This is a genomic window from Pseudomonas sp. MWU12-3103b, assembly GCF_023100615.1.
Lineage (GTDB): Bacteria > Pseudomonadota > Gammaproteobacteria > Pseudomonadales > Pseudomonadaceae > Aquipseudomonas > Aquipseudomonas putida_A.
This window is the reverse complement of record NZ_JALMEY010000006.1, coordinates 62,619-83,171: the sequence shown is the minus strand read 5'-3', so window position 1 is coordinate 83,171 and position 20,553 is coordinate 62,619. Positions and strand designations below refer to the sequence as shown.

Genomic DNA, 20,553 nt, shown 5'->3' with positions numbered 1-20,553 from the left:
GAAATCCCTTCGTAGGTTGATGCCAGAATATAACGATGCGCGGCGGCGGAACAGCCCGGCGAGGGACTGCATCCCGCGCCGGACGTGAAGGACAGCTTATTCCTGGGTTTCGCCACGTTCACGGGCAATGGCGCGGTAGCCAATGTCCTTGCGGTAGAAGCAGCCTTCCCAGTCGATGGCAGCGGCCAGCTTGTAGGCTTGCTGCTGCGCTTCGCTGACACTGGCGCCCATGGCGGTGGCGCAGAGTACGCGACCACCGGCCGTCACCACGTTGCCATCCTTCAGCGCCGTACCGGCGTGGAAGACTTTGCCTTCCAGGCCTGCGGCTGTGTCCAGACCGTTGATCACCGCGCCCTTGGCGTAGTCGCCCGGGTAGCCGCCGGCGGCCAGCACGATGCCAACGCTCGGACGTGGATCCCACTGTGCTTCAACCTTGTCCAGCGCTTGCGCCAGAGCGGCTTCGACCAGCAGCACCAGGCTCGACTGCAGACGCAGCATCACCGGTTGGGTTTCCGGGTCACCGAAGCGGCAGTTGAATTCGATGACTTTCGGGTTGCCGGCCTTGTCGATCATCAGACCGGCGTACAGGAAACCGGTGTAGACGTTGCCTTCTTCGGCCATGCCGCGCACGGTCGGCCAGATCACCTGATCCATCACGCGCTGGTGCACGTCGGCGGTGACCACCGGGGCAGGGGAGTAGGCACCCATGCCGCCGGTGTTCGGGCCGCTGTCGCCGTCGCCAACACGTTTGTGGTCCTGGCTGGTGGCCATCGGCAGCACGTTCTTGCCGTCGACCATGACGATGAACGAGGCTTCTTCGCCGTCGAGGAATTCTTCGATCACCACGCGCGAACCGGCATCACCGAAGGCGTTGCCGGCGAGCATGTCGCGCACGGCGTCTTCGGCTTCGGCCAGGGTCATGGCAACGATTACGCCTTTACCGGCGGCCAGGCCATCGGCCTTGATCACGATCGGTGCGCCTTTTTCACGCAGGTAAGCCAGGGCCGGCTTGATCTCGGTGAAGTTCTGGTAGTCGGCGGTCGGGATCTTGTGGCGCGCGAGGAAATCCTTGGTGAAGGCTTTCGAGCCTTCCAGCTGTGCAGCGCCGGCGGTCGGGCCGAAGCAGTCCAGGCCACGGGAGCGGAACAGATCGACCACGCCTGCCACCAGCGGCACTTCCGGGCCGACGATGGTCAGGGAAACGTTTTTCTCGGCAAAATCGGCCAGTTGCTCAAGGGCCAGCACGTCGATGGCGACGTTTTCGCACTTGGCTTCAATCGCGGTTCCGGCGTTGCCCGGCGCGACGAAAACCTTCTGCACGCGCGGATCCTGAGCCACTTTCCAGGCCAGGGCGTGTTCACGGCCACCGCTGCCAATGATCAAAACATTCATTTCAAAAACCTCAAAAATCTGTCAGGCGCTGCTGGAGCGCTTTATGTGGGAGCGGGCTTGCTCGCGAAAGCGGTGTGTCAGGCAAAACGGCTGTTGCTGACAGATTGCATTCGCGAGCAAGCCCGCTCCCACATTTGGATCGAGTTGTATCAGTGACGGAAGTGGCGCATGCCCGTAAAGACCATGGCGATGCCAGCCTCGTCGGCTGCAGCTATCACTTCAGCGTCACGCATCGAGCCGCCCGGCTGGATCACTGCAGTGATGCCAACCTTGGCCGCGTTGTCCAGACCGTCGCGGAACGGGAAGAACGCATCCGATGCCATCACCGAACCCGCCACTTGCAGACCGGCGTGCTCAGCCTTGATCGCGGCGATACGCGCGGAGTTTACGCGGCTCATCTGGCCGGCGCCGACACCGATGGTCTGACGGTTCTTGGCGTAGACGATGGCGTTGGACTTGACGTACTTGGCGACTTTCCAGGCGAAGATCAGGTCGTGGATTTCCTGTTCGGTCGGTGCGCGCTTGGTCACCACTTTCAGGTCGTCGGCGCCGATCATGCCGATATCGCGGCTCTGCACCAGCAGGCCACCGTTGACGCGCTTGTAGTCCCAGGCCGGAACGCGATCCGCCGACCACTCGCCACAGGCCAGCAGACGCACGTTGGCTTTGGCGGCGACGATGGCGCGAGCTTCTGCGCTGACGCTTGGCGCGATGATCACTTCCACGAACTGACGCTCGACGATCGCCTTGGCGGTCTCGGCATCCAGTTCACGGTTGAAGGCGATGATGCCGCCGAAGGCCGACTCGGTGTCGGTGGCGTAGGCCAGTTCGTAGGCCTGACGGATACCGCCTTCTGCATCCGGGCTCACCGCCACGCCGCACGGGTTGGCGTGCTTGACGATCACGCAGGCCGGCTTGACGAAGCTCTTCACGCATTCCAGCGCGGCGTCGGTGTCGGCCACGTTGTTGTACGACAGCTCTTTGCCTTGCAGTTGGGTCGCGGTGGCGATACCGACTTCGGCAGGCTTGGCTTCCACGTAGAACGCCGCGCTCTGGTGCGGGTTCTCGCCGTAGCGCATTTCCTGGGCCTTGATGAACTGGCTGTTGAAGGTGCGCGGGAATTCGCTGCGACCTTCGGTGCTCAGTACGTCGGCAGCCTGATTCACGGTGCCCATGTAGTTGGCGATCATGCCGTCGTAGGCGGCGGTGTGTTCGAACGCCTTGAGCATCAGGTCGAAACGCTGAGCGTAGGTCAGGCCGCCGGCCTTGAGGTTTTGCAGAACGTTGGCGTAATCGCTGGCATTCACCACGATCGCCACGTCTTTATGGTTTTTCGCTGCCGAACGAACCATGGTCGGGCCGCCGATGTCGATGTTCTCGATAGCGGTCGGCAGGTCACAGCCTGGCTTGTTGATGGTGGCTTCGAACGGGTACAGGTTGACTGCAACCAGGTCGATCGGCTTGATGCCGTGCTCGTTCATGATCGCGTCGTCGATACCGCGACGACCGAGGATTCCGCCGTGGATTTTCGGGTGCAGGGTTTTCACCCGACCGTCCATCATTTCCGCGAAACCGGTGTAATCCGCGACTTCCACTGCGGCAACACCGTTGTCGCGCAGCAGCTTGAACGTTCCGCCGGTGGAGAGGATCTCGACGCCGAGGGCTTCAAGCTCCTTGGCGAATTCGAGGATCCCGGTCTTGTCGGAAACGCTGATCAAGGCGCGGCGGATCGGCAGGCGGGTAGTCTGGTCGGTCATCTCAATTTCCATCAAAAGCAAAGGAAGTCAGCAAAAAAGGCGACCGGTTTTACGCGGGCGCCTTTCTGGTTTGATTGAATGCTTACAGCAGATCGTACTGCTTGAGTTTCTTGCGCAGCGTGCCGCGGTTGAGTCCGAGCAGCTCGCTGGCCTTGGTCTGGTTGCCCTTGACGTAGTTCATCACGCTTTCGAGCAGGGGAGCCTCGACTTCGGAGAGCACCAGGTTGTACACATCCGTGACGGACGCGCCCTCAAGGTGGGCGAAATAATTGTGCAGCGCCTTCTCGACACTCCCGCGAAGGGTCTGACCTTCTTCGCTCGGGGTATTGAGGTGCTGTTTCAAATTCACGTTGTCGCTCACGGGTGCTGTTCCACTCACTAAAGTCTCGGTCATCATCGTCATGCGGCCACCCCTTCTTCGTCCCCTGTCAGGCTCTTGTAACGCTCGGCGAAGAACTCCCGAACGTTGGCGCATTGTGTTTCCGTACCATCCAAACGATTGAAGTGGGCGCGAAACTCCCTGGCGCCCGGCAAGGTTGCGAGATACCAGCCCACATGCTTGCGGGCAATACGGACGCCCATCACATCCCCATAGAAGGCGTGAAGTGCGGCCAGATGCTCCAGCAGGATGCGTTCCACTTCGCTCAGCTCCGGCGCCGGCAATTTCTCGCCGGTACGCAGGAAGTGTTCGATCTCGCGAAAAATCCATGGCCGCCCCTGGGCAGCCCGGCCTATCAGCAGGCCATCGGCACCGGTCGCGTCAAGCACGTAACGGGCCTTTTCCGGCGAATCGATATCGCCATTGGCAAACACCGGGATCGACACCGCCTGCTTGATCGCGGCAATCGTGTCGTACTCGGCTTCGCCGGTGTACAGATCGGCGCGCGTGCGGCCATGCACGGCCAGCGCGGTGATCCCGGCCTGCTCGGCGATCTTCGCCACAGTCAGGCCGTTCTTGTTGTCGCGATCCCATCCGGTGCGGATCTTCAGGGTCACCGGCACATCCACTGCAGCGACGACGGCCTGCAGGATCTCGGTCACCAGTGCTTCGTCTTTCAATAACGCGGAGCCGGCGGCCTTGTTGCAGACCTTCTTTGCCGGGCAACCCATGTTGATATCAATAATCTGTGCGCCCAGTTCGACGTTGGCCCGTGCCGCGTCCGCCAGCATCTGCGCATCGCCACCGGCAATCTGCACCGAGCGTGGCTCGGGATCGCCTTCGTGGATCATGCGCATGCGCGACTTGCGGGTATTCCACAGGCTCATGTCACTGGTGACCATTTCCGAGACTACAAGCCCTGCGCCCAAACGCTTGCACAGCTGACGAAAGGGCTGGTCGGTGACGCCCGCCATCGGGGCGAGAATCAAACCGTTCTGCAATGTATATGGGCCGATGCGTACCGCCGACATAGGACTTCCCTGAAGTGGGGCCGGATCATGAGAGTTCGAAAAAGGGTTGGCATGATACCCGCTCTCGATGACTGGATAAAGGCTGAATTGAACAAAATCTGAACAGTTATTCTGTTATTACCAGCGGTTTGGTAAGCGCGGGCGAAGTCAGAAAACTGCCGTCAAACCTGAAGCGATGAAGCGATTCACTCGGGCGAGTGGAAACTCAGGCTGTAATTCACCGCTTTGGGGCCTGGATCAAGGATATCCAGCGCGATGTGGATCGGCGTCTGCGGCGGCATTTCCGCCATGCCCTCAAGGTCGCCGTTGAGGTATTCGCCGGGTTTGAAGCGACGACTGGCGATCAGATGACCGTTGAGGTCAGCGAAGCGTAGCTCCAGCAACGGAAATGGCTGGGAGAACGTCGCGCGGTTGTAGATGATCGCATCCACCACCAGCGCCCCGCTGAATTCCGGATGGCTGCGCACCACCAGATTGCTGCTTTTGATTTTGCCGATGTCGACCTTGGACGGCACCGTGCAACCGATCTGCGGGCAGAACTGCTGAAACCATGGGCGGTACTGATCCTGCCGCGCCAGTTCATCGAAGTGATAGGCAATGTACTGGCCGGCCAGACCGGCGGCAGCTAGCAGCACCAGCAAAGCCCAGAGCAGACGCCGGCCCCAGGGCGAACGGCGTTTCTGCCAGTCCAGTTGCAGCGGGTCGTCGGTCAGGTCCTGCAACACTTCGGCGCGTTGACGTTTTTTGCGCAGCGGTTCGACCGAGGGCAAGTCGTCATCGTCCGGCTCGACGTTGGCCGACAGGCGTTCACGACGGGCATTCGGATCGATCGGGTCGTGCAGGCGCAGTTGCGGGATCGGCGGTTCATCGTCCAGATCCACCGGCTCCAGCGACAGGGAAGGCTCGGTGCGCGCGGTGTTTACCGGTTCCGGTTCGACGGCATCTGGCTCGACGTCATCTTCGGGCTCGGGCAGACGTTCATCGTCGCGTGCGCTGAACAGGCTGTCGCGCCACTCCGTTTCATCGGCTTCAGGACTGTCGCGCCGGGCGCTCAGGGACTCTTCGCGCTGACGACCGAATTCGGTGGTCGGCTGGATTTCCCGTTGTTCGAGGCGGGCGAGTTCTTCGTCCAGATCGAGGCTGTCCAGGTCCAGCTCGCTGGCGCTCCATTGCTTTTGGCTGATGGCGCGCGGCGCGAGCGGTTCGTCATTGACGGGTGCTTCGACCACTGGCGGCGGCTCGCTGACCACCGCCTGAGACGGTGCTGGCTGGACAATGGACGGCGCCACCGGAGTGACCGCTTCCTTGCCGGCGTGTTGTTCCAGCAGCTGTTTGGCGGCGTTGAACACTTGCAGGCAGGAGCCACAGCGAACCACCCCGCGGGCCACGCTCAACTGAGCATGGCTGACGCGGAAGCTGGTTTGGCAATGCGGGCACTGGGTGACGAAGCTGTCGGTCATGCGGCGATCCGGTTTATGCAGGCGGTCATTCTAGCGCCGACGGCCGGTGATACGCACCCAGCCATCGCGATTGGCGATCGGGTCCAGATCAAAGTCCTGCGCATAGGCGGCAGCGACTTCTTCACCTTGTTCGGCGAGGATGCCTGACAGTGCCAGACGACCGCCGGTTTTCACCAGGCTGGACAGCTGCGGCGCCAGGGAAACCAGCGGGCCGGCCAGAATGTTGGCCACCAGCACGTCGGCTTTGACCTGCGGTAAATCTTCCGGCAGGTACAGCGGGAACAGCTCGTCGGCAATATTGTTGCGCCCGGCGTTGTCGCGCGAGGCTTCCAGCGCCTGCACGTCGATGTCGGTGCCGACGGCTTCTTTCGCGCCGAGCAGCAGGGCGGCGATCGCCAGAATTCCCGAGCCGCAGCCGAAGTCCAGGACGTTGCAGTCTTTCAGGTCCTGACCGTCGAGCCATTCCAGGCACAGGGCGGTGGTCGGGTGGGTGCCGGTGCCGAACGCCAGGCCCGGATCCAGCAACAGATTGACCGCGTCAGGCTCGGGCGCGGCGTGCCAGCTCGGCACGATCCACAGGCGCTGACCGAAACGCATTGGCTGGAAGCCGTCCATCCAGCTGCGTTCCCAGTCTTGGTCTTCGATGACTTCGCTGTGATGCTCGGGCAGCGGACTGCCGGTCAGCAGTTCCAGATGCGCGAGCACCGGCGCAGGCTCGGTGCCGCCCTCAAACAGGGCCAGCAGGTGCGTGTGCGCCCACAGTGGGGTGGTGTTGAGTTCCGGCTCGAAGATCGGCTGATCTTCGGCGTCCATGAAGGTCACCGAAACGGCGCCGACTTCAAGGAAAGCGTCTTCGTAGGTTTCGGCTTGTTCCGGGCTGATGGCGAGACGTACTTGCAGCCAAGGCATGGCGGGCACCTTTGAAAAAATATGATTGCAGCCTAGCGGCCAGCGAGAAGCGCGCAAGTTTACGCGAGCGCGCAGGGTTTGTGGGAGCTGCATTGCACCCTGTGGGAGCGGGCTTGCTCGCGAAGGCGCTGTGCCAGACAAATAAATGTATCTGATACACCGCATTCGCGAGCAAGCTCACTCCTACAGGGGTTTATGTAATCTGCAGAAACAACAAAGCCGCCCGAAGGCGGCCTTGTCTGTGCGGACTTGAAGCTTAGTGCTTCTCGCCAGCCAGCTTGTGCTCGAGGTAGTGAATGTTCACGCCCCCTTTGCAGAAGCCTTCGTCGCGGGTCAGATCACGGTGCAGCGGGATGTTGGTCTTGATCCCGTCAACCACGATCTCGTCCAGGGCATTACGCATGCGCGCCATGGCTTCGTCGCGGGTGGCGCCGTAAGTGATCAGCTTGCCGATCAGCGAGTCGTAGTTCGGCGGAACTGCATAACCGCTGTACAGGTGCGAATCGACGCGAACGCCGTTGCCGCCTGGGGCGTGGAAATGCTTGACCGTGCCCGGGCTCGGCATGAAGGTTTTCGGGTCTTCAGCGTTGATCCGGCACTCCAGCGAGTGACCGCGGATCACCACGTCATCCTGCGTGAACGACAGCTTGTTGCCAGCGGCGATGCTGAGCATCTCCTTGACGATGTCGATACCGGTGACCATTTCCGAAACCGGGTGCTCCACCTGAACACGGGTGTTCATTTCGATGAAGTAGAAACGACCGTTCTCGTACAGGAACTCGAAGGTACCAGCGCCACGGTAGCCGATGTCGATGCACGCCTTGACGCAGCGAGCCAGAACTTCCTGACGCGCCTGCTCGTCGATGCCCGGTGCCGGCGCTTCTTCGAGAACCTTCTGGTGACGGCGTTGCAGCGAGCAATCGCGGTCGCCCAGATGGATGGCGTGACCCTGGCCGTCGGACAGTACCTGAACTTCGACGTGACGCGGGTTGGTCAGGAATTTTTCCAGATAGACCATCGGGTTGCCGAACGCCGCGCCAGCTTCGGAGCGGGTCAGTTTCGCCGAGGCGATCAGGTCTTCTTCCTTGTGCACCACGCGCATGCCGCGACCACCGCCGCCGCCAGCGGCTTTGATGATCACCGGGTAGCCGACTTCACGACCGATGCGCAGCGCCGTTTCTTCGTCTTCCGGCAGCGGGCCGTCGGAACCTGGAACGGTAGGCACGCCTGCTTCGATCATCGCGTGCTTGGCCGATACCTTGTCGCCCATCAGGCGAATGGTTTCGGCTTTCGGGCCGATGAAGGCGAAGCCGGAATTCTCGACCTGCTCGGCAAAATCGGCGTTTTCCGCGAGGAAACCGTAGCCTGGGTGGATGGCGGTAGCGCCAGTCACTTCAGCGGCAGCGATGATGGCCGGGATGTGCAGGTAGGACTGAGCGGCAGAAGCCGGGCCGATGCAGACGGACTCGTCTGCCAGACCCAGGTGCATCAGCTCTTTGTCGGCCTTGGAGTAAACGGCGACGGTCTTGATGCCCATCTCTTTGCAGGCACGCAGAATCCGCAGGGCGATCTCACCGCGGTTAGCGATCAGAACTTTTTCCAACTTCGCAGTCATCAAAGGCTCTCCGCAGTTCAAACGATGGTGAACAGCGGTTGGTCGTACTCAACCGGCTGGCCGTCTTCGACGAGGATGGATTCGATCACACCGCTGGTTTCAGCTTCGATGTGGTTCATCATCTTCATGGCTTCGACGATGCACAGGGTGTCGCCTTTCTTCACGGTCTGGCCGACTTCAACGAAGGCTGGCGAGGTTGGCGAAGATTTACGGTAGAAGGTGCCTACCATTGGCGAGCGGGCCACGGTGCCGTTCAGTGCTGGAGCAGCAGCGGCAGCCGGAGCGGCAGCAGCCACTGGAGTGGCAGCGGCGGCAGGTGCAGCGGCCGGAGCCTGCATCGGCGCCGGAGCGTAGTACTGCTGAGCCGGGGTCTTGCTGTGACGGCTGATGCGTACGGACTCTTCGCCTTCCTTGATCTCGAGCTCGTCGATGCCGGACTCTTCCAGCAATTCGATCAGTTTCTTAACTTTACGGATATCCATGAATCATCAACTCCCAAGGGTCGGTCAGGGGCGTTTAACGCTTGTGGTTCAAGTCGTTGCCTGTGTTTCAAGCTGTTCTAGTGCGGCCTCCAGGGCCAGTCGGTAACCGCTGGCGCCAAGGCCGCAGATCACTCCTACCGCTACATCGGAGAAGTAAGAGTGATGGCGGAAAGGTTCGCGCTTGTGCACGTTGGACAAATGCACTTCGATGAATGGGATGCTCACTCCCAGCAGCGCGTCACGTAATGCGACGCTTGTGTGCGTAAAAGCTGCTGGATTGATCAGAATGAAATCGACACCCTCACCGCGAGCGGCGTGGATGCGGTCGATCAATTCGTACTCGGCATTGCTTTGCAGGTGCAGCAGATGATGGCCGGCTTCACGGGCGCGGCGCTCCAGATCCTGATTGATCTGCGCCAGGGTCGTTGAACCGTAAGTGCCGGGTTCACGGGTGCCGAGCAGGTTCAGGTTGGGGCCGTGCAGCACCAGTAGCGTTGCCATCTGCATGTTCCTTGTTATGAATGAGCAGTCGTCAGAACCCGGCGACTATGCCGCAAAGGCTTTGTGACTGTCCAGTTCTCTGCAATAGCCAGCACGATGACCGATGTTTGCGCGAAATTTATGACTGAGTGATTTGATCCGGTCATTTGTGGGGACAGGAATACCGCCTTCGCGAGCAAGCCCGCTCCCACAGGGGTACGCATTCCAATGTGGGAGCGGGCTTGCTCGCGAAGGCGATTTTTCAGACGCGGAAGGCTTGCACGGCGGTATGCAGTTGCCCACCCAATACCAGCAGGTTCTCGCCCTGTTCGCGACCTTCGCCGATGCGCAGCAGGTTATCCCCGCCCAATTGATGGATCCGCTCGCTGTGATCACGAATCTCGCTGACCGCGCCGCTCTGCTGGGCGGTGATGTCGGCGATGCGGATCGCCGTGTCGGAAATGGTCTGGATCGCGCCAACGATCTTGTCCAGCGCGCCGTCCGCCGCTTGTGCCTGACTGGCCGTGGCTTCGGCGTGTTCGACTTGCGCGCGCATGCCTTCGACCGATTGTCGGGCAGCAGTTTGCAGGCCGGCGATCAGGGTCTGGATTTCCGCCGTGGCACCCGCCGTGCGTTGTGCCAGTGAGCGCACTTCCTCGGCCACCACCGCAAAACCACGGCCCATTTCCCCGGCCCGCGCCGCTTCGATCGCCGCATTCAGCGCCAGCAGGTTGGTCTGGTCGGCGATCGAGCGGATCACCGTCAGCACGCCGCCGATGGTCGCCGACTCTTCGGCCAGATGCTCGATCATCTGCGCGTTGCCTTGCACCTCGCCGACCAGCGCATGCAGGCCGGTGAGGCTCTGGCCGATCACGGTTTGTCCATGTTCGACCGCCAGCCCGGCATGGCGACTGGCGTCCGCGGCCTGGCGCGCATCACCGGCCACTTGCTGAATGGTCGCCTCCAGTTCGCCGAGGGAGTCGCGGATCAACGCGGTATCGCCGGCCTGATGTTCGGCGCCGCTGTGCAGCTCGTTGCTCAGTTCGGCGAGGGTACGGCTGCTGCCGGCGACTTGTTCGGCATTGCCGCGAATCGTGCCGACCAGATCCGCCAGATAGGCGCGCAAGCGATTTAGCGAAGCTTCGATGTCGTGCAGCTCGCGGTTGGTCTTGCCCAACTGAATGTCGTTGCTGAAGTCGCCCTCGGCCCAGGTCGACAGCGCCGGGGCGAGGTTGGTCAGGGTGCGGGCGAGGCGCCGCTGCAGGGTGTCGATCAGCAGCGCGATCAGCAGAATCAGGCCGATCATCACGCCCTGCATCAGGCGCACTTCGCCCTGAATCTGCCCGTGCTGGGCGCGTACCACCGGCTCGAGTCCGGCGATGGCCTGTTGCACGGCGGCGATTTTCAGGTGGGTGGCGGTGCTCAGATCGGTGCGTTTCTGGATCTGCTCGCGGGTGCGCGCCAGCTCCGCCGGGTAGCGACCGAGCAGGCTGTTGAGTTCGCGCTTTAGGCCGACCCCGGCGTCTTCGGCGGCGGCTTTTTCGGTGCTTTCGATGCCCATCATCGCGGCGAAATCATCACTGCCGGATTCGTTCCTGGCGACCACGCCGAGCAGCGGCAGGGCGTCGATGGCCTGAGCCTGGGTGCGGATGTTGTCGACTTCGCGCTCGACGTCGGCGGCCAATTCACTGCGGCCGCTGCTGACCAGTTTGTCGCGGGCCAGCGACAGCTTGCCCAGGTGCTGCGAAGCGACCAGCAGCGGCGTCAGGTAAGACGCGTTGCCATTGGCGTACGTGCTGAGTTGATCGAGGCTGGCGCTCAGTTCGCGTTCGGCTTGCAGCAGCAGTGCTTGCGGATCACCGGCCAGTTTGCCGGCGGCGAGCAGGTCGGTTTTGCTGAACTCTTCGAGGCTCGACAGACTCGGGCGCAGGGTCTCGGCCAGTGCCGGCGGCAGTTCGCCGAGCTCCTTCTGCAGGCCGTCGATGGCCTGGCTGGCGCTGCTCAGGCGCAGGGCGTCGCCGCTGGCGAGGTAGTCCTCGACATTGCGCGCCACGTCATTCTGAAATTGCTGCGACAGGCCGAGGTAGCGCTCCATCAACAGATACGGACGCTCCAAGGCTTTTTGCGACCACCACAGCGTCGCGCCGAGCGCCACGCAGACGGCGACCAACAGCAGAGTGTTGAGATTGGTGAGCAACTTCAGGCGCATGACGGCTACCAACGGCAGAAATGGTAAGCGCCTGAATTTATTGCGGTTCTGTTACAGGGTTATGACCGAATCAGTGGATTCCGATGAAAAGGTGGCACTTTGCTTTGAGTCGCGTGCGGTCTGCACTCGATTGCGTCCGGCACCTTTGGCGCGGTACAGCGCTTCGTCGGCCTGGCTGGCCATCATCAGGCTGTCGGAATCCTCGTGCATTTCCACCACGCCGGCGCTGAAGGTGCACCACAAATCGTGCGGTTGCGCCGGGTAGTGGATTTCGGCGAAGCGCTGGCGGATCTCGTCGAGCACTTTGTGCGCCGCTTCTATATCCGTGTCGGGCATGACGATGGCGAATTCTTCGCCACCGTACCGGCCGATGAAGTCGGTCTTGCGTAGGCGTTGCTTGAGAAACAGCGCCAGGCTCTTGATCACTCGGTCGCCCATCGGATGGCCGTGACTGTCATTGACTCGCTTGAAGTGGTCGATGTCGAGCATGGCAAAGCTCAGCGGCTTGTTCTCGCGACGGGCGCGGAACGAGCAGTCTTCGAGCAATTGCAGGATGTGTGTGTGGTTGTACAGGCCGGTGAGGCTGTCGCGGACCATGCGTGCCTTGAGATTGCGCGCGCGGGCGGCGCGGTTGCGCACAGTCGTAATCAGATGCCGAGGCTTGATCGGTTTGGTGAGGAAGTCATCGCCGCCCTCGCTCATGGCGTCGAGCTGTTTATCCAGATCGTCCTCGGCCGAAAGATAAATGATCGGCACGCTGACGTAGCGGTCGTTGTGGCGGATGACCTTGGCCAGTTCGGTGCCTGTGCAGGCCGGCATGTACATGTCGAGGATGATCAGATCCGGCTGGAAGTCCGCCAGTTCGGCCATCGCCTGGATCGGTTCGATCAGGGTGCGCGTGACGATTCCGGCGCTGTTGAGCAGGCGCTCGGTGTGCAAGGCCTGGGCGCGGGAGTCGTCGATGATCAGCACTTTATAAGGTTCGTACTGGGCGACGCAGGTCAGGACTTCGATCTTCTCCAGCAGGCTCGACGCTTCGAGGGTGCCGGTGAGGAATTCCTGGCCGCCGGCGCGCACGGCGGCGAGGCGGGTCGGGGTGTCGGTTTCGTGCAGGCTGAAAAACAGCAGCGGCAGCGGTTCTTCCAGGCCGACCTGGGCTTCGGCAGCCAGCTGCAAGCCGACGCCTGCGCCGCTGAAGTCCACGTCCATGACGATCGCGGCGGGCAAGCGCTCGACCATCGAGGAGCGAAACGCCGCGACACTGTCCAGCGCCTGCGCGGTCAGGCCGAAAAACTCCAGCTGCTTGGCCAGCCGCTCGGCGCGGTCGTGATCCTGCAACATGACGTAGATCGGTTTGCGCAGTGGCGGCAGGAAGGTCTGGTCGAGTTGATCACCGTGGCGCAGACCGGTGCGCGACAGACGCTGCATCAAACGATTGAGGTCAGTGATCAAGCCGCTGCTCAGGCGTCCGCGATTGGCGTCCACCGCTTCCAGCGACTGGCCGATATGACGCGCGAGTTGCGTATGCTCGGGCTGCTCGAAGCGCTCGGCAAAACGCAGCAGGCGCAGATTGGCCTCGCTCAGTTCGGCGAGGTCGGCGGTGGACCACTCACTGCGTTGCAGGCGCTGCCATATCTCAAGAATCTGACGTGCCTGATGAATTACCCGCTGGGCAAAGTGGTGCTTAAGGCGCTCACGGCTGGGGTCTTCTGGCTCGGTCATATCCTGACTACTAGTTAGGGCGCATGCTGAGATCGACTGGTGGCTCTATGCTAGCACCTCTTTTCCCTTATATGAGTGTCGTGCATCAATAATCTGCGGTGCTGCACAATTCAGTTTCTGACCGGGCGGTATCGGATTGAACCTGTTCGTCGGTGAGCCTCCCGTAAAACGAGAGTATGGCGCTGATCGACGGGTCAAAACGCCTGTGTGCACAACGCTGCGCTGTAGACAGGCGCTGATCTGCAATTGCCTGTTCCGGGGCGTCTTTGGTGATAGTGCATCAGGGAAACCCCTAGAGAGTTCGCGGGGCGATGTCGCGCGTTCCGTGGATTTTCTGCTTCTCTTCAATGGCGGGTGCCGGCCTTGGCACGTTGTTGTATGGTTGTGGTCGAACCGTTGAACCCAAGTGATTGAAAGGATATCGCCATGCTGGACTGGAAGAACCGCGCGGGCAGCGCGCCTGAACGTGCCGCTGAGCCGAAGTCGGCCACCCGCAGCTATGTGGGCGGGCTGTTGTTCAGCCGCGCGCTGGCCACGCTGATCGGCATTTATCTGCTGGTGACCATCGGCCTGGGCTGGTACTGGAGCCAGGAGCCGGCGCTGTTTCCGGTGGCGCAAAATGCCCAGGCGGCTGCCGAGAAAGAAGGCAAGCAGATGGTCGTCGGCTACACCACGGTCGAAACTCTCAAGACCGTTGCCGGTACGTTGCTGAACAAACCGGGCGGCTACATTTCCAACGACCGTTTTCCGCCTGGCCTGTGGATGGACAACACGCCAAGCTGGGAATACGGCGTGCTGGTGCAGGTGCGTGACCTGACTCGTGCCCTGCGTAAAGACTTCGCCCGTTCGCAGTCGCAGTCGGCCGAAGATGCCGATCTGGCCAAGGCCGAACCGCGTTTCAACTTCGACAACAAGAGCTGGATCCTGCCGTCGAGCGAATCGGAATACCAGGAAGGCATCAACTCCCTGAGCCGTTACCAGGCGCGTCTGTCTGATCCAACGCAGAAAAACGCCTTGTTCTACGCCCGCGCCGACAACCTCAACAACTGGCTGGGCGATGTCGGCACCCGTCTGGGTTCGCTGTCGCAACGCCTTTCGGCCAGTGTCGGCCGGGTCAAGCTCAACACCGCGCTAAAAACCGAAGTGCCGGCGGTTGGTGAAGTACCGCAGGTTGACGAGGAAGTCGTCGAAACCCCGTGGATGCAGATCGACAATGTGTTCTATGAAGCGCGTGGTCAGGCCTGGGCGCTGTCGCACCTGTTGCGCGCCATCGAAGTGGACTTTGCCGATGTGCTGGCGAAAAAGAACGCCACGGTCAGCGTGCGTCAGATCATCCGTGAACTGGAAGCATCGCAGGAGCCGGTCTGGAGCCCGATGATCCTCAATGGCAGCGGCTTCGGCGTGCTGGCCAACCACTCGCTGGTCATGGCCAACTACATTTCCCGGGCCAACGCTGCAGTGATCGATCTGCGTCAATTGCTCAATCAGGGCTGAGTCATGGTCGATAGCGCCAAAGAGGCGGCGCACCGCGCCGCCTCCGATGCCGAACAGATCGCCTGGGTCGACGAGCAGGACAACCTGCTCGGCGCCCTGGTGCGGGCCGATCTGCGTGAGCGCAGGCTGATCGGGCGCGGCACCTACATCATGTTGTTCAATTCCGCTGGTGAGCTCTGCGTACACCGGCGCACCTTGAGCAAGGCGATCTATCCGGGTTATTGGGATGTGGCAGCCGGCGGCATGGTGCAGGCCGATGAGACCTACGCCGAATCGGCGGCCCGCGAGCTGGAAGAGGAATTGGGCGTGAGTGGGGTGGAGCTGACCGCCCACGATCATTTTTTCTTCGAGGATACCGGCAACCGCCTGTGGTGCTCGGCATTTTCCGCGGTGTGGGACGGCCCGCTGAAACTGCAGCCTGAAGAAGTGCTGGAAGCACGCTTTATTCCGGTCGAACAGGTGATGTGCGAAATCGAGCAAAAGCCTTACTGCCCGGACTCTCTGGCCGCGTTGAAGCGCTATCTGAAGGCTCAACAAAGCGGCGTCGCAAAGAACACATAAATTGGCGCCGATTGGCTCTTAGCAATTGCGCTTTTTGCCGTTACACTGCGCGACCTTTTCAAGCTGCACCGACCTGCTTTTGTTGAAGCGCACGGTGCAGTAGCGCTGCCCCTGCCTGAGTGGGGCTTCGCGGTCGATGACCTTGCCCAAGGTCGCGATCAGTCTTTGTCCTCCCAAGAGGATTGCCGGTGGCCAAAAAAGCCGCATCCTTCGCCGCCCTTGGTGGCCTGGTATTTTCCACCGACGCAGGTCGTCATTGCCCGGAATGCAGTAAACCGGTGGACGCCTGTATCTGCAAACAAACCGTTATACCGGCCGGGGACGGCATTGCCCGCGTGCGTCGCGAGAGCAAGGGCCGTGGCGGCAAAACGGTGACCACCATTACCGGCGTGCCACTGGCCGAAGACGCCCTCAAGGAGCTGGCGACAACGTTGAAGAAACGTTGCGGCACCGGTGGGGCGTTGAAGGACGGGATCATCGAAATCCAGGGCGATCATGTCGAGCTACTCTTGGCAGAGCTGATCAAACACGGTTTCAAAGCGAAGAAGTCCGGCGGCTAGCAGCCTCTGTGAAAACCACCTGCGGCTTGATCCGGCTCTGAAATGCTCAGCGCTGGCGTCGTCTCCATGGTTTTCACAGAGCCTGTTCATACCGGTTTCTAAACTACACGCGGTCAGCGCGGTCTACCGCCGCGCTGACGAATCGTCATTTTCATTCTTTAGACTGCGCCGGCCTGCGATCAGGCGACGCACTATGACTTCTTTATAGGGGACTTCGATGTCCGTACGACGCACACGTAAAGACGATGGCAGCCAATGGACAGTTGCGGACAGCCGCAGTGTTTACGGGATTCGCCATTGGGGGGCCGGGTATTTCGCGATCAATGACGCCGGTCGCGTCGAAGTTCGTCCGAACGGCCCGAGCAGCTCGCCCATCGACCTGTTCGAACAAGTCGACCAACTGCGCAAGAGCGGCTTGTCCCTGCCGTTGCTGGTACGTTTCCCCGACATCCTGCAAGACCGTGTCCGTCAACTGACCGGTGCTTTCGACTCGAACATCGAGCGCCTGGAATACCAGAGCAAGTACACCGCGCTGTACCCGATCAAGGTCAACCAGCAAGAAGCGGTGATCGAGAACATCATCGCCACCCAGAACGTTTCCATCGGTCTGGAAGCCGGCTCCAAGCCTGAGTTGCTGGCGGTGCTGGCACTGGCGCCGAAGGGCGGCACCATCGTCTGCAACGGTTACAAGGACCGCGAGTTCATCCGTCTGGCGCTGATGGGGCAGAAACTCGGCCACAATGTGTTCATCGTCATCGAGAAAGAATCCGAAGTCGGCCTGGTGATCGAAGAAGCCGCCTCGCTCAAGGTCAAGCCACAGGTCGGCCTGCGCGTGCGCCTGTCGTCGCTGGCGTCGTCGAAGTGGGCGGACACTGGTGGCGAGAAATCCAAGTTCGGTCTGTCGGCGGCGCAACTGCTGTCGGTGGTCGAGCGCTTCCGCGCTGCCGGCCTGGATCAGGGCATTCGTCTGCTGCACTTCCACATGGGTTCGCAGATTGCCAACCTGGCTGACTACCAGCACGGTTTCAAGGAAGCGATCCGTTACTACGGCGAGCTGCGCAACCTTGGCCTGCCGGTCGATCACATCGACGTCGGCGGCGGTCTGGGTGTCGACTACGACGGTACTCACTCGCGCAACGCCAGTTCGATCAACTACGACATGGACGACTACGCCGGTGTCGTGGTCGGCATGCTCAAGGAGTTCTGCGACGCGCAGAGCCTGCCGCATCCGCACATCTTCTCCGAAAGCGGCCGCTCGCTGACCGCGCACCACGCGATGCTGGTGGTGCAGGTGACCGACGTAGAGAAACACAACGACGAAATCCCGCTGATCGAAAACAAGGAAAACCTGCCGGAAACCGTGCAGTGGCTGGTGGACCTGCTCGGCCCGACCGATATCGAGATGGTCACCGAGACTTACTGGCGCGCCACGCACTACATGAGCGACGTGGCTTCGCAGTACGCCGACGGCAAACTGACCCTGGCGGAAAAGGCCCTGGCCGAGCAGTGCTACTTCGCTGTGTGCCGTCGCCTGCACAACTCGTTGAAGGCACGTCAGCGTTCGCACCGCCAGGTGCTCGACGAACTCAACGACAAGTTGGCCGACAAGTACATCTGCAACTTCTCGGTGTTCCAGAGCCTGCCGGACACCTGGGCGATCGATCAGGTACTGCCGATCATCCCGCTGCATCGTCTGGATGAAGAGCCGCTGCGTCGCGCCGTGCTGCAAGACCTGACCTGCGACTCCGACGGCAAGATCAACCAGTACGTCGACGAGCAGAGCATCGAGACCAGCCTGCCGGTGCACGGTCTGAACGAAGGTGAAGACTATCTGCTGGGCGTGTTCCTGGTCGGCGCCTATCAGGAGATCCTCGGCGACATGCACAACCTGTTCGGTGACACCGACTCGGTGAACATCTACCAGAACGCCGATGGCAGCGTGTACCACGCCGGTATCGAGACCCACGACACCATCGAAGACATGTTGCGTTACGTGCACTTGTCGCCGGAAGAACTGATGACCCACTACCGCGACAAGTGCGCCAGTGCCCGCATCAGTGCCAGCGAGCGTACGCAGTTCCTCGATGCCTTGCGTCTGGGTCTGACCCGCTCCTCCTACCTGTCTTCCTGAGTCAGGTCTGTTGCACCGGGTTGTCTGAAATTTTCCCTCAAGCTGTGGAAAATTCGGATGACCCGGTGGGACATTTCCCAAATCCCCTGCGAAATAATTGCCTGCCACAGCCGGAGAAGTGATCCGGTCTGCTTTTCGCGTAGGTCATTTCCTAAGTTGTACTTCAGCTCTCTACTCGGCCATGGCTCTCGGCGAGAATCCCCGGCCGCCCCTCCTGTAGAGATCCGCCCATGTTCGAATCAGTCAACGAGCCGTCGTTTCGTCTCGATGTAACGGGGCTGCCCGAGCCCTTCGAGGTGCTGGCCTTTACCGGAAGTGAGGGCATCAGCGAACCCTTCGCCTTTGATATCGATCTGTTGATCAATGATCCGCAACTGGATCTGGCCGGCCTGCTTTACCGCTCGGCGTTCCTGCAGTTCGGTCCCGGACGCAATGGCCTGAGCGGGCAATTGCAGAGTGTCGTTCAGCATGAGCACGATCAGGGCGCCCGATTGTGTCGAGTGACACTGGGACCGAAGCTGAGTTGTCTGGCGCTGCGTTTCAGTCAGCGGATCTTCAGCAGCCAGTGCGTGCCGAAGATCCTCGCGCAGGTGCTCAAGGAGCATGGGATCGTTGGTGCGCAACGACGTTTTGATTTGCAGTGCGAATACCCGGTGCACACTTTCTGCACCCAGTACCGTGAGTCGGACCTGCAGTTCGTGCAGCGGCTGTGTGCGCAGGCGCGGATCCACTACTACTTCGAGCACCGACCGGACGGACACTGTCTGGTCTTTGTCGATGATCCAGGGCGTTTTCCCGTGGCCGGCGCGGCGTCTGTGGACGATGGCGCGAGCACCCCGGCGGTAAGACGCTGGCAGATGCAGGTGGACGCCAGCGATGTGGACGCGGGTTCGGCGCAGGCCGGCAAAGCTTATGGCCACAGCGATCTGCCGACCTTGCGCGCCGCGCAGTGGCTGGCGTTGACCGCGCATCCGTTTGCCGAATGCAACCGCCGCTGGTTGCTGAGCCGGATCGAGCATCGTGCTGATCCCGCCAGCGAGCCGTCTTACAGCAACCGGATCGTCGCCGCTGCCCAGGCGCAACTGCCGACATTGACGAGCACCTGTGCCAGGCCGCGCATGCACAGTCTGCAACGTGCATGGGTAGTGACGGTCGATGAACCGCAGCCCGACGATCAGCGGCCGGTGGCGGTGCAGTTCGACTGGCTTTATCAGGGCGAAGGCGCTGCCGCCAGCCATTGTTGGCTGCCGCTCGCAGCAGCGTTGAGCGACGCCTCACTGACATCGTTGCGTGAAGGCGTTGAAGTGGTGGTGAGTTTTCATGAAGGCGATCCGGATCAGCCAGTGATCAGCGGCGTGCTGCAGGAACCGATGGTGATCGAGGACTGCGAGGAAGTAGCGGCGCTGCCGGAGGTGCTGCCGAGCGCAGGTCTGGCGCAATGGCTCAAGTCTGCCGAACCGCTGTTGCTGTTGTGTCTGATGCCCGGCGGCGGCAGTTACAACCACTGCACGGCATCGATCTGCAGTTGCCGATTGGTCGCGTCGCTGGATCAGGACGGCGCCGCTTGAGCGGCGTCGGCTTTGCCCCGCAGGTACAGTGGCTGTTGCTCGATGGCGCCGATGCGCAGCAGGCGTTGGCGACATTGCGCCAGGGGTTCGCCAGCGTACGTTGCACGCGGCTGTTCGAGGGCACCGAGTTTCAAGCGGTAAGCGAGCACGGTCCGCTGCTGGTCGACCTGCATGACTGCCCGGCACTGGCGGCGCTGTGTCAGCATGATCCGCAGACCTGGCGCGGGTTGTTGTTCGCCAGTGATACCTCGCAGGCAGTAATGCTGAGCCACCTGCGCCGGATGCTGACGGTCTCGTTCGGGCTCAATCACCGTGCCTTGCTCGGTTACTACAACCGCCAGACGGCAAGTTATTTCTTCGATGCCTGCGATGCCGCCGACTTGAGTCGCTGGCTCGGGCCGATCCGCCTGCTGCGCTGGTTCGGTGGCACCTGGGCCGACCTCGCCATCGGTAGTCAGGGCTGGCAGCAACTGCGCAACCCGCAGTGGGCGGTCGAGCCGCTGGGGATCGACGAAAGCCTCACCCATCGTCAGCGCGAACGTTTGCAAAGTTGCCTGCTGGAACAACACATCTGGCGCTGGTGCCAATCAATGGGAACCGACTATGCGCGCATGGCCTCCCATGTGCAGGAGGGGCTGAGCCTGGGTTTCAGCGACCGTACGGTGCTGGATGGCTGGTTGTGGCTACGCTTGCAGCATCCCCGAGCGGTATTGCCAGACGTGCCGGACGGGCTGAGCCAGCAGGAACGGCTCGAGCATGTGCGGCGACAGTGGCAGAACGATCAATCTTGAGGTGCGACATCC

17 protein-coding genes are annotated in these 20,553 nt (G+C 61.4%); 6 read left to right on the top strand and 11 right to left on the bottom strand.

The window, feature by feature from the left end; all coding sequences use genetic code 11:
* Nucleotides 1–96 precede the first annotated feature (96 nt).
* From purD to gcbA, 11 genes are all read right to left on the bottom strand, one after another.
* Nucleotides 97–1,392: a phosphoribosylamine--glycine ligase gene (purD, locus tag M0808_RS11975; protein WP_247841214.1), complete on the bottom strand. Its 1,296-nt coding sequence runs from the start codon at nucleotides 1,390–1,392 to the stop codon at nucleotides 97–99.
* Nucleotides 1,393–1,541: 149 nt separating this feature from the next.
* A complete protein-coding gene (gene purH / locus M0808_RS11970) occupies nucleotides 1,542–3,149 on the bottom strand; it encodes a bifunctional phosphoribosylaminoimidazolecarboxamide formyltransferase/IMP cyclohydrolase (RefSeq protein ID WP_134785341.1) in 1,608 nt (535 codons plus the stop codon).
* Nucleotides 3,150–3,231: 82 nt separating this feature from the next.
* Nucleotides 3,232–3,552 carry a DNA-binding transcriptional regulator Fis gene (gene fis / locus M0808_RS11965; protein ID WP_003221275.1) on the bottom strand — a complete coding sequence of 107 codons (321 nt, stop codon included), beginning with the start codon at nucleotides 3,550–3,552 and terminating at the stop codon, nucleotides 3,232–3,234.
* Nucleotides 3,549–4,559, bottom strand: a complete 1,011-nt coding sequence (dusB, locus tag M0808_RS11960; protein ID WP_007961945.1) for a tRNA dihydrouridine synthase DusB — start codon at nucleotides 4,557–4,559, stop codon at nucleotides 3,549–3,551. Before dusB ends, fis begins: the two co-directional genes overlap by 4 nt.
* Before the next feature lie 185 nt (nucleotides 4,560–4,744).
* Entirely contained in the window at nucleotides 4,745–6,019 is a 1,275-nt protein-coding gene (locus M0808_RS11955; RefSeq protein ID WP_247841212.1) for a DUF3426 domain-containing protein, read from the bottom strand.
* Nucleotides 6,020–6,049: 30 nt separating this feature from the next.
* Nucleotides 6,050–6,928, bottom strand: a complete 879-nt coding sequence (prmA, locus tag M0808_RS11950) for a 50S ribosomal protein L11 methyltransferase (protein WP_247841209.1) — start codon at nucleotides 6,926–6,928, stop codon at nucleotides 6,050–6,052.
* 256 nt (nucleotides 6,929–7,184) lie between these two features.
* Nucleotides 7,185–8,543 (bottom strand): acetyl-CoA carboxylase biotin carboxylase subunit, encoded by a 1,359-nt coding sequence (gene accC, locus M0808_RS11945; protein ID WP_007961940.1) that lies wholly within the window; start codon nucleotides 8,541–8,543, stop codon nucleotides 7,185–7,187.
* A gap of 17 nt (nucleotides 8,544–8,560) precedes the next feature.
* Nucleotides 8,561–9,025, bottom strand: a complete 465-nt coding sequence (gene accB, locus M0808_RS11940; RefSeq protein WP_247841207.1) for an acetyl-CoA carboxylase biotin carboxyl carrier protein — start codon at nucleotides 9,023–9,025, stop codon at nucleotides 8,561–8,563.
* Nucleotides 9,026–9,073: 48 nt separating this feature from the next.
* The gene (gene aroQ, locus M0808_RS11935; protein WP_025111759.1) at nucleotides 9,074–9,526 is read right to left on the bottom strand and encodes a type II 3-dehydroquinate dehydratase; all 453 of its coding nucleotides are present in this window, start codon (nucleotides 9,524–9,526) and stop codon (nucleotides 9,074–9,076) included.
* A gap of 241 nt (nucleotides 9,527–9,767) precedes the next feature.
* On the bottom strand, nucleotides 9,768–11,714 hold the full coding sequence (locus M0808_RS11930; protein WP_247841205.1) for a methyl-accepting chemotaxis protein: 1,947 nt from the start codon (nucleotides 11,712–11,714) through the stop codon (nucleotides 9,768–9,770).
* A gap of 51 nt (nucleotides 11,715–11,765) precedes the next feature.
* Nucleotides 11,766–13,436, bottom strand: a complete 1,671-nt coding sequence (gcbA, locus tag M0808_RS11925; protein ID WP_027613596.1) for a diguanylate cyclase GcbA — start codon at nucleotides 13,434–13,436, stop codon at nucleotides 11,766–11,768.
* A gap of 426 nt (nucleotides 13,437–13,862) precedes the next feature.
* Between gcbA and M0808_RS11920 the strand changes: the two genes are divergently transcribed.
* The 6 genes from M0808_RS11920 to M0808_RS11895 all read left to right on the top strand — a co-directional run bounded on the left by M0808_RS11920 (nucleotide 13,863) and on the right by M0808_RS11895 (nucleotide 20,541).
* Entirely contained in the window at nucleotides 13,863–14,930 is a 1,068-nt protein-coding gene (locus tag M0808_RS11920) for a DUF2333 family protein (RefSeq protein ID WP_007963034.1), read from the top strand.
* 3 nt (nucleotides 14,931–14,933) lie between these two features.
* Entirely contained in the window at nucleotides 14,934–15,491 is a 558-nt protein-coding gene (locus tag M0808_RS11915) for an NUDIX hydrolase (protein ID WP_247841203.1), read from the top strand.
* 188 nt (nucleotides 15,492–15,679) lie between these two features.
* Nucleotides 15,680–16,051, top strand: coding sequence for a translation initiation factor Sui1 (locus M0808_RS11910; protein ID WP_007914613.1), 372 nt, complete (start codon nucleotides 15,680–15,682; stop codon nucleotides 16,049–16,051).
* Nucleotides 16,052–16,268: 217 nt separating this feature from the next.
* Complete coding sequence (speA, locus tag M0808_RS11905; RefSeq protein ID WP_003221289.1) at nucleotides 16,269–18,182, top strand: arginine decarboxylase; 1,914 nt, start codon at nucleotides 16,269–16,271, stop codon at nucleotides 18,180–18,182.
* A gap of 230 nt (nucleotides 18,183–18,412) precedes the next feature.
* Nucleotides 18,413–19,750: a contractile injection system protein, VgrG/Pvc8 family gene (locus M0808_RS11900; protein WP_247841201.1), complete on the top strand. Its 1,338-nt coding sequence runs from the start codon at nucleotides 18,413–18,415 to the stop codon at nucleotides 19,748–19,750.
* Nucleotides 19,747–20,541: a DUF4123 domain-containing protein gene (locus tag M0808_RS11895; RefSeq protein ID WP_210556642.1), complete on the top strand. Its 795-nt coding sequence runs from the start codon at nucleotides 19,747–19,749 to the stop codon at nucleotides 20,539–20,541. The genes M0808_RS11900 and M0808_RS11895 overlap by 4 nt, the downstream gene beginning before the upstream one ends.
* The last annotated feature ends 12 nt before the right edge of the window (nucleotides 20,542–20,553 follow it).

What these genes read in the sequence shown, in the direction of transcription:
- purD (WP_247841214.1), bottom strand. Translation starts at nt 1,392, where the DNA reads ATGAATGTTTTGATCATTGGCAGCGGTGGCCGTGAACACGCCCTGGCC.
- purH (WP_134785341.1), bottom strand. Translation starts at nt 3,149, where the DNA reads ATGACCGACCAGACTACCCGCCTGCCGATCCGCCGCGCCTTGATCAGC.
- fis (WP_003221275.1), bottom strand. Translation starts at nt 3,552, where the DNA reads ATGACGATGATGACCGAGACTTTAGTGAGTGGAACAGCACCCGTGAGC.
- dusB (WP_007961945.1), bottom strand. Translation starts at nt 4,559, where the DNA reads ATGTCGGCGGTACGCATCGGCCCATATACATTGCAGAACGGTTTGATT.
- M0808_RS11955 (WP_247841212.1), bottom strand. Translation starts at nt 6,019, where the DNA reads ATGACCGACAGCTTCGTCACCCAGTGCCCGCATTGCCAAACCAGCTTC.
- prmA (WP_247841209.1), bottom strand. Translation starts at nt 6,928, where the DNA reads ATGCCTTGGCTGCAAGTACGTCTCGCCATCAGCCCGGAACAAGCCGAA.
- accC (WP_007961940.1), bottom strand. Translation starts at nt 8,543, where the DNA reads ATGACTGCGAAGTTGGAAAAAGTTCTGATCGCTAACCGCGGTGAGATC.
- accB (WP_247841207.1), bottom strand. Translation starts at nt 9,025, where the DNA reads ATGGATATCCGTAAAGTTAAGAAACTGATCGAATTGCTGGAAGAGTCC.
- aroQ (WP_025111759.1), bottom strand. Translation starts at nt 9,526, where the DNA reads ATGGCAACGCTACTGGTGCTGCACGGCCCCAACCTGAACCTGCTCGGC.
- M0808_RS11930 (WP_247841205.1), bottom strand. Translation starts at nt 11,714, where the DNA reads ATGCGCCTGAAGTTGCTCACCAATCTCAACACTCTGCTGTTGGTCGCC.
- gcbA (WP_027613596.1), bottom strand. Translation starts at nt 13,436, where the DNA reads ATGACCGAGCCAGAAGACCCCAGCCGTGAGCGCCTTAAGCACCACTTT.
- M0808_RS11920 (WP_007963034.1), top strand. Translation starts at nt 13,863, where the DNA reads ATGCTGGACTGGAAGAACCGCGCGGGCAGCGCGCCTGAACGTGCCGCT.
- M0808_RS11915 (WP_247841203.1), top strand. Translation starts at nt 14,934, where the DNA reads ATGGTCGATAGCGCCAAAGAGGCGGCGCACCGCGCCGCCTCCGATGCC.
- speA (WP_003221289.1), top strand. Translation starts at nt 16,269, where the DNA reads ATGTCCGTACGACGCACACGTAAAGACGATGGCAGCCAATGGACAGTT.
- M0808_RS11900 (WP_247841201.1), top strand. Translation starts at nt 18,413, where the DNA reads ATGTTCGAATCAGTCAACGAGCCGTCGTTTCGTCTCGATGTAACGGGG.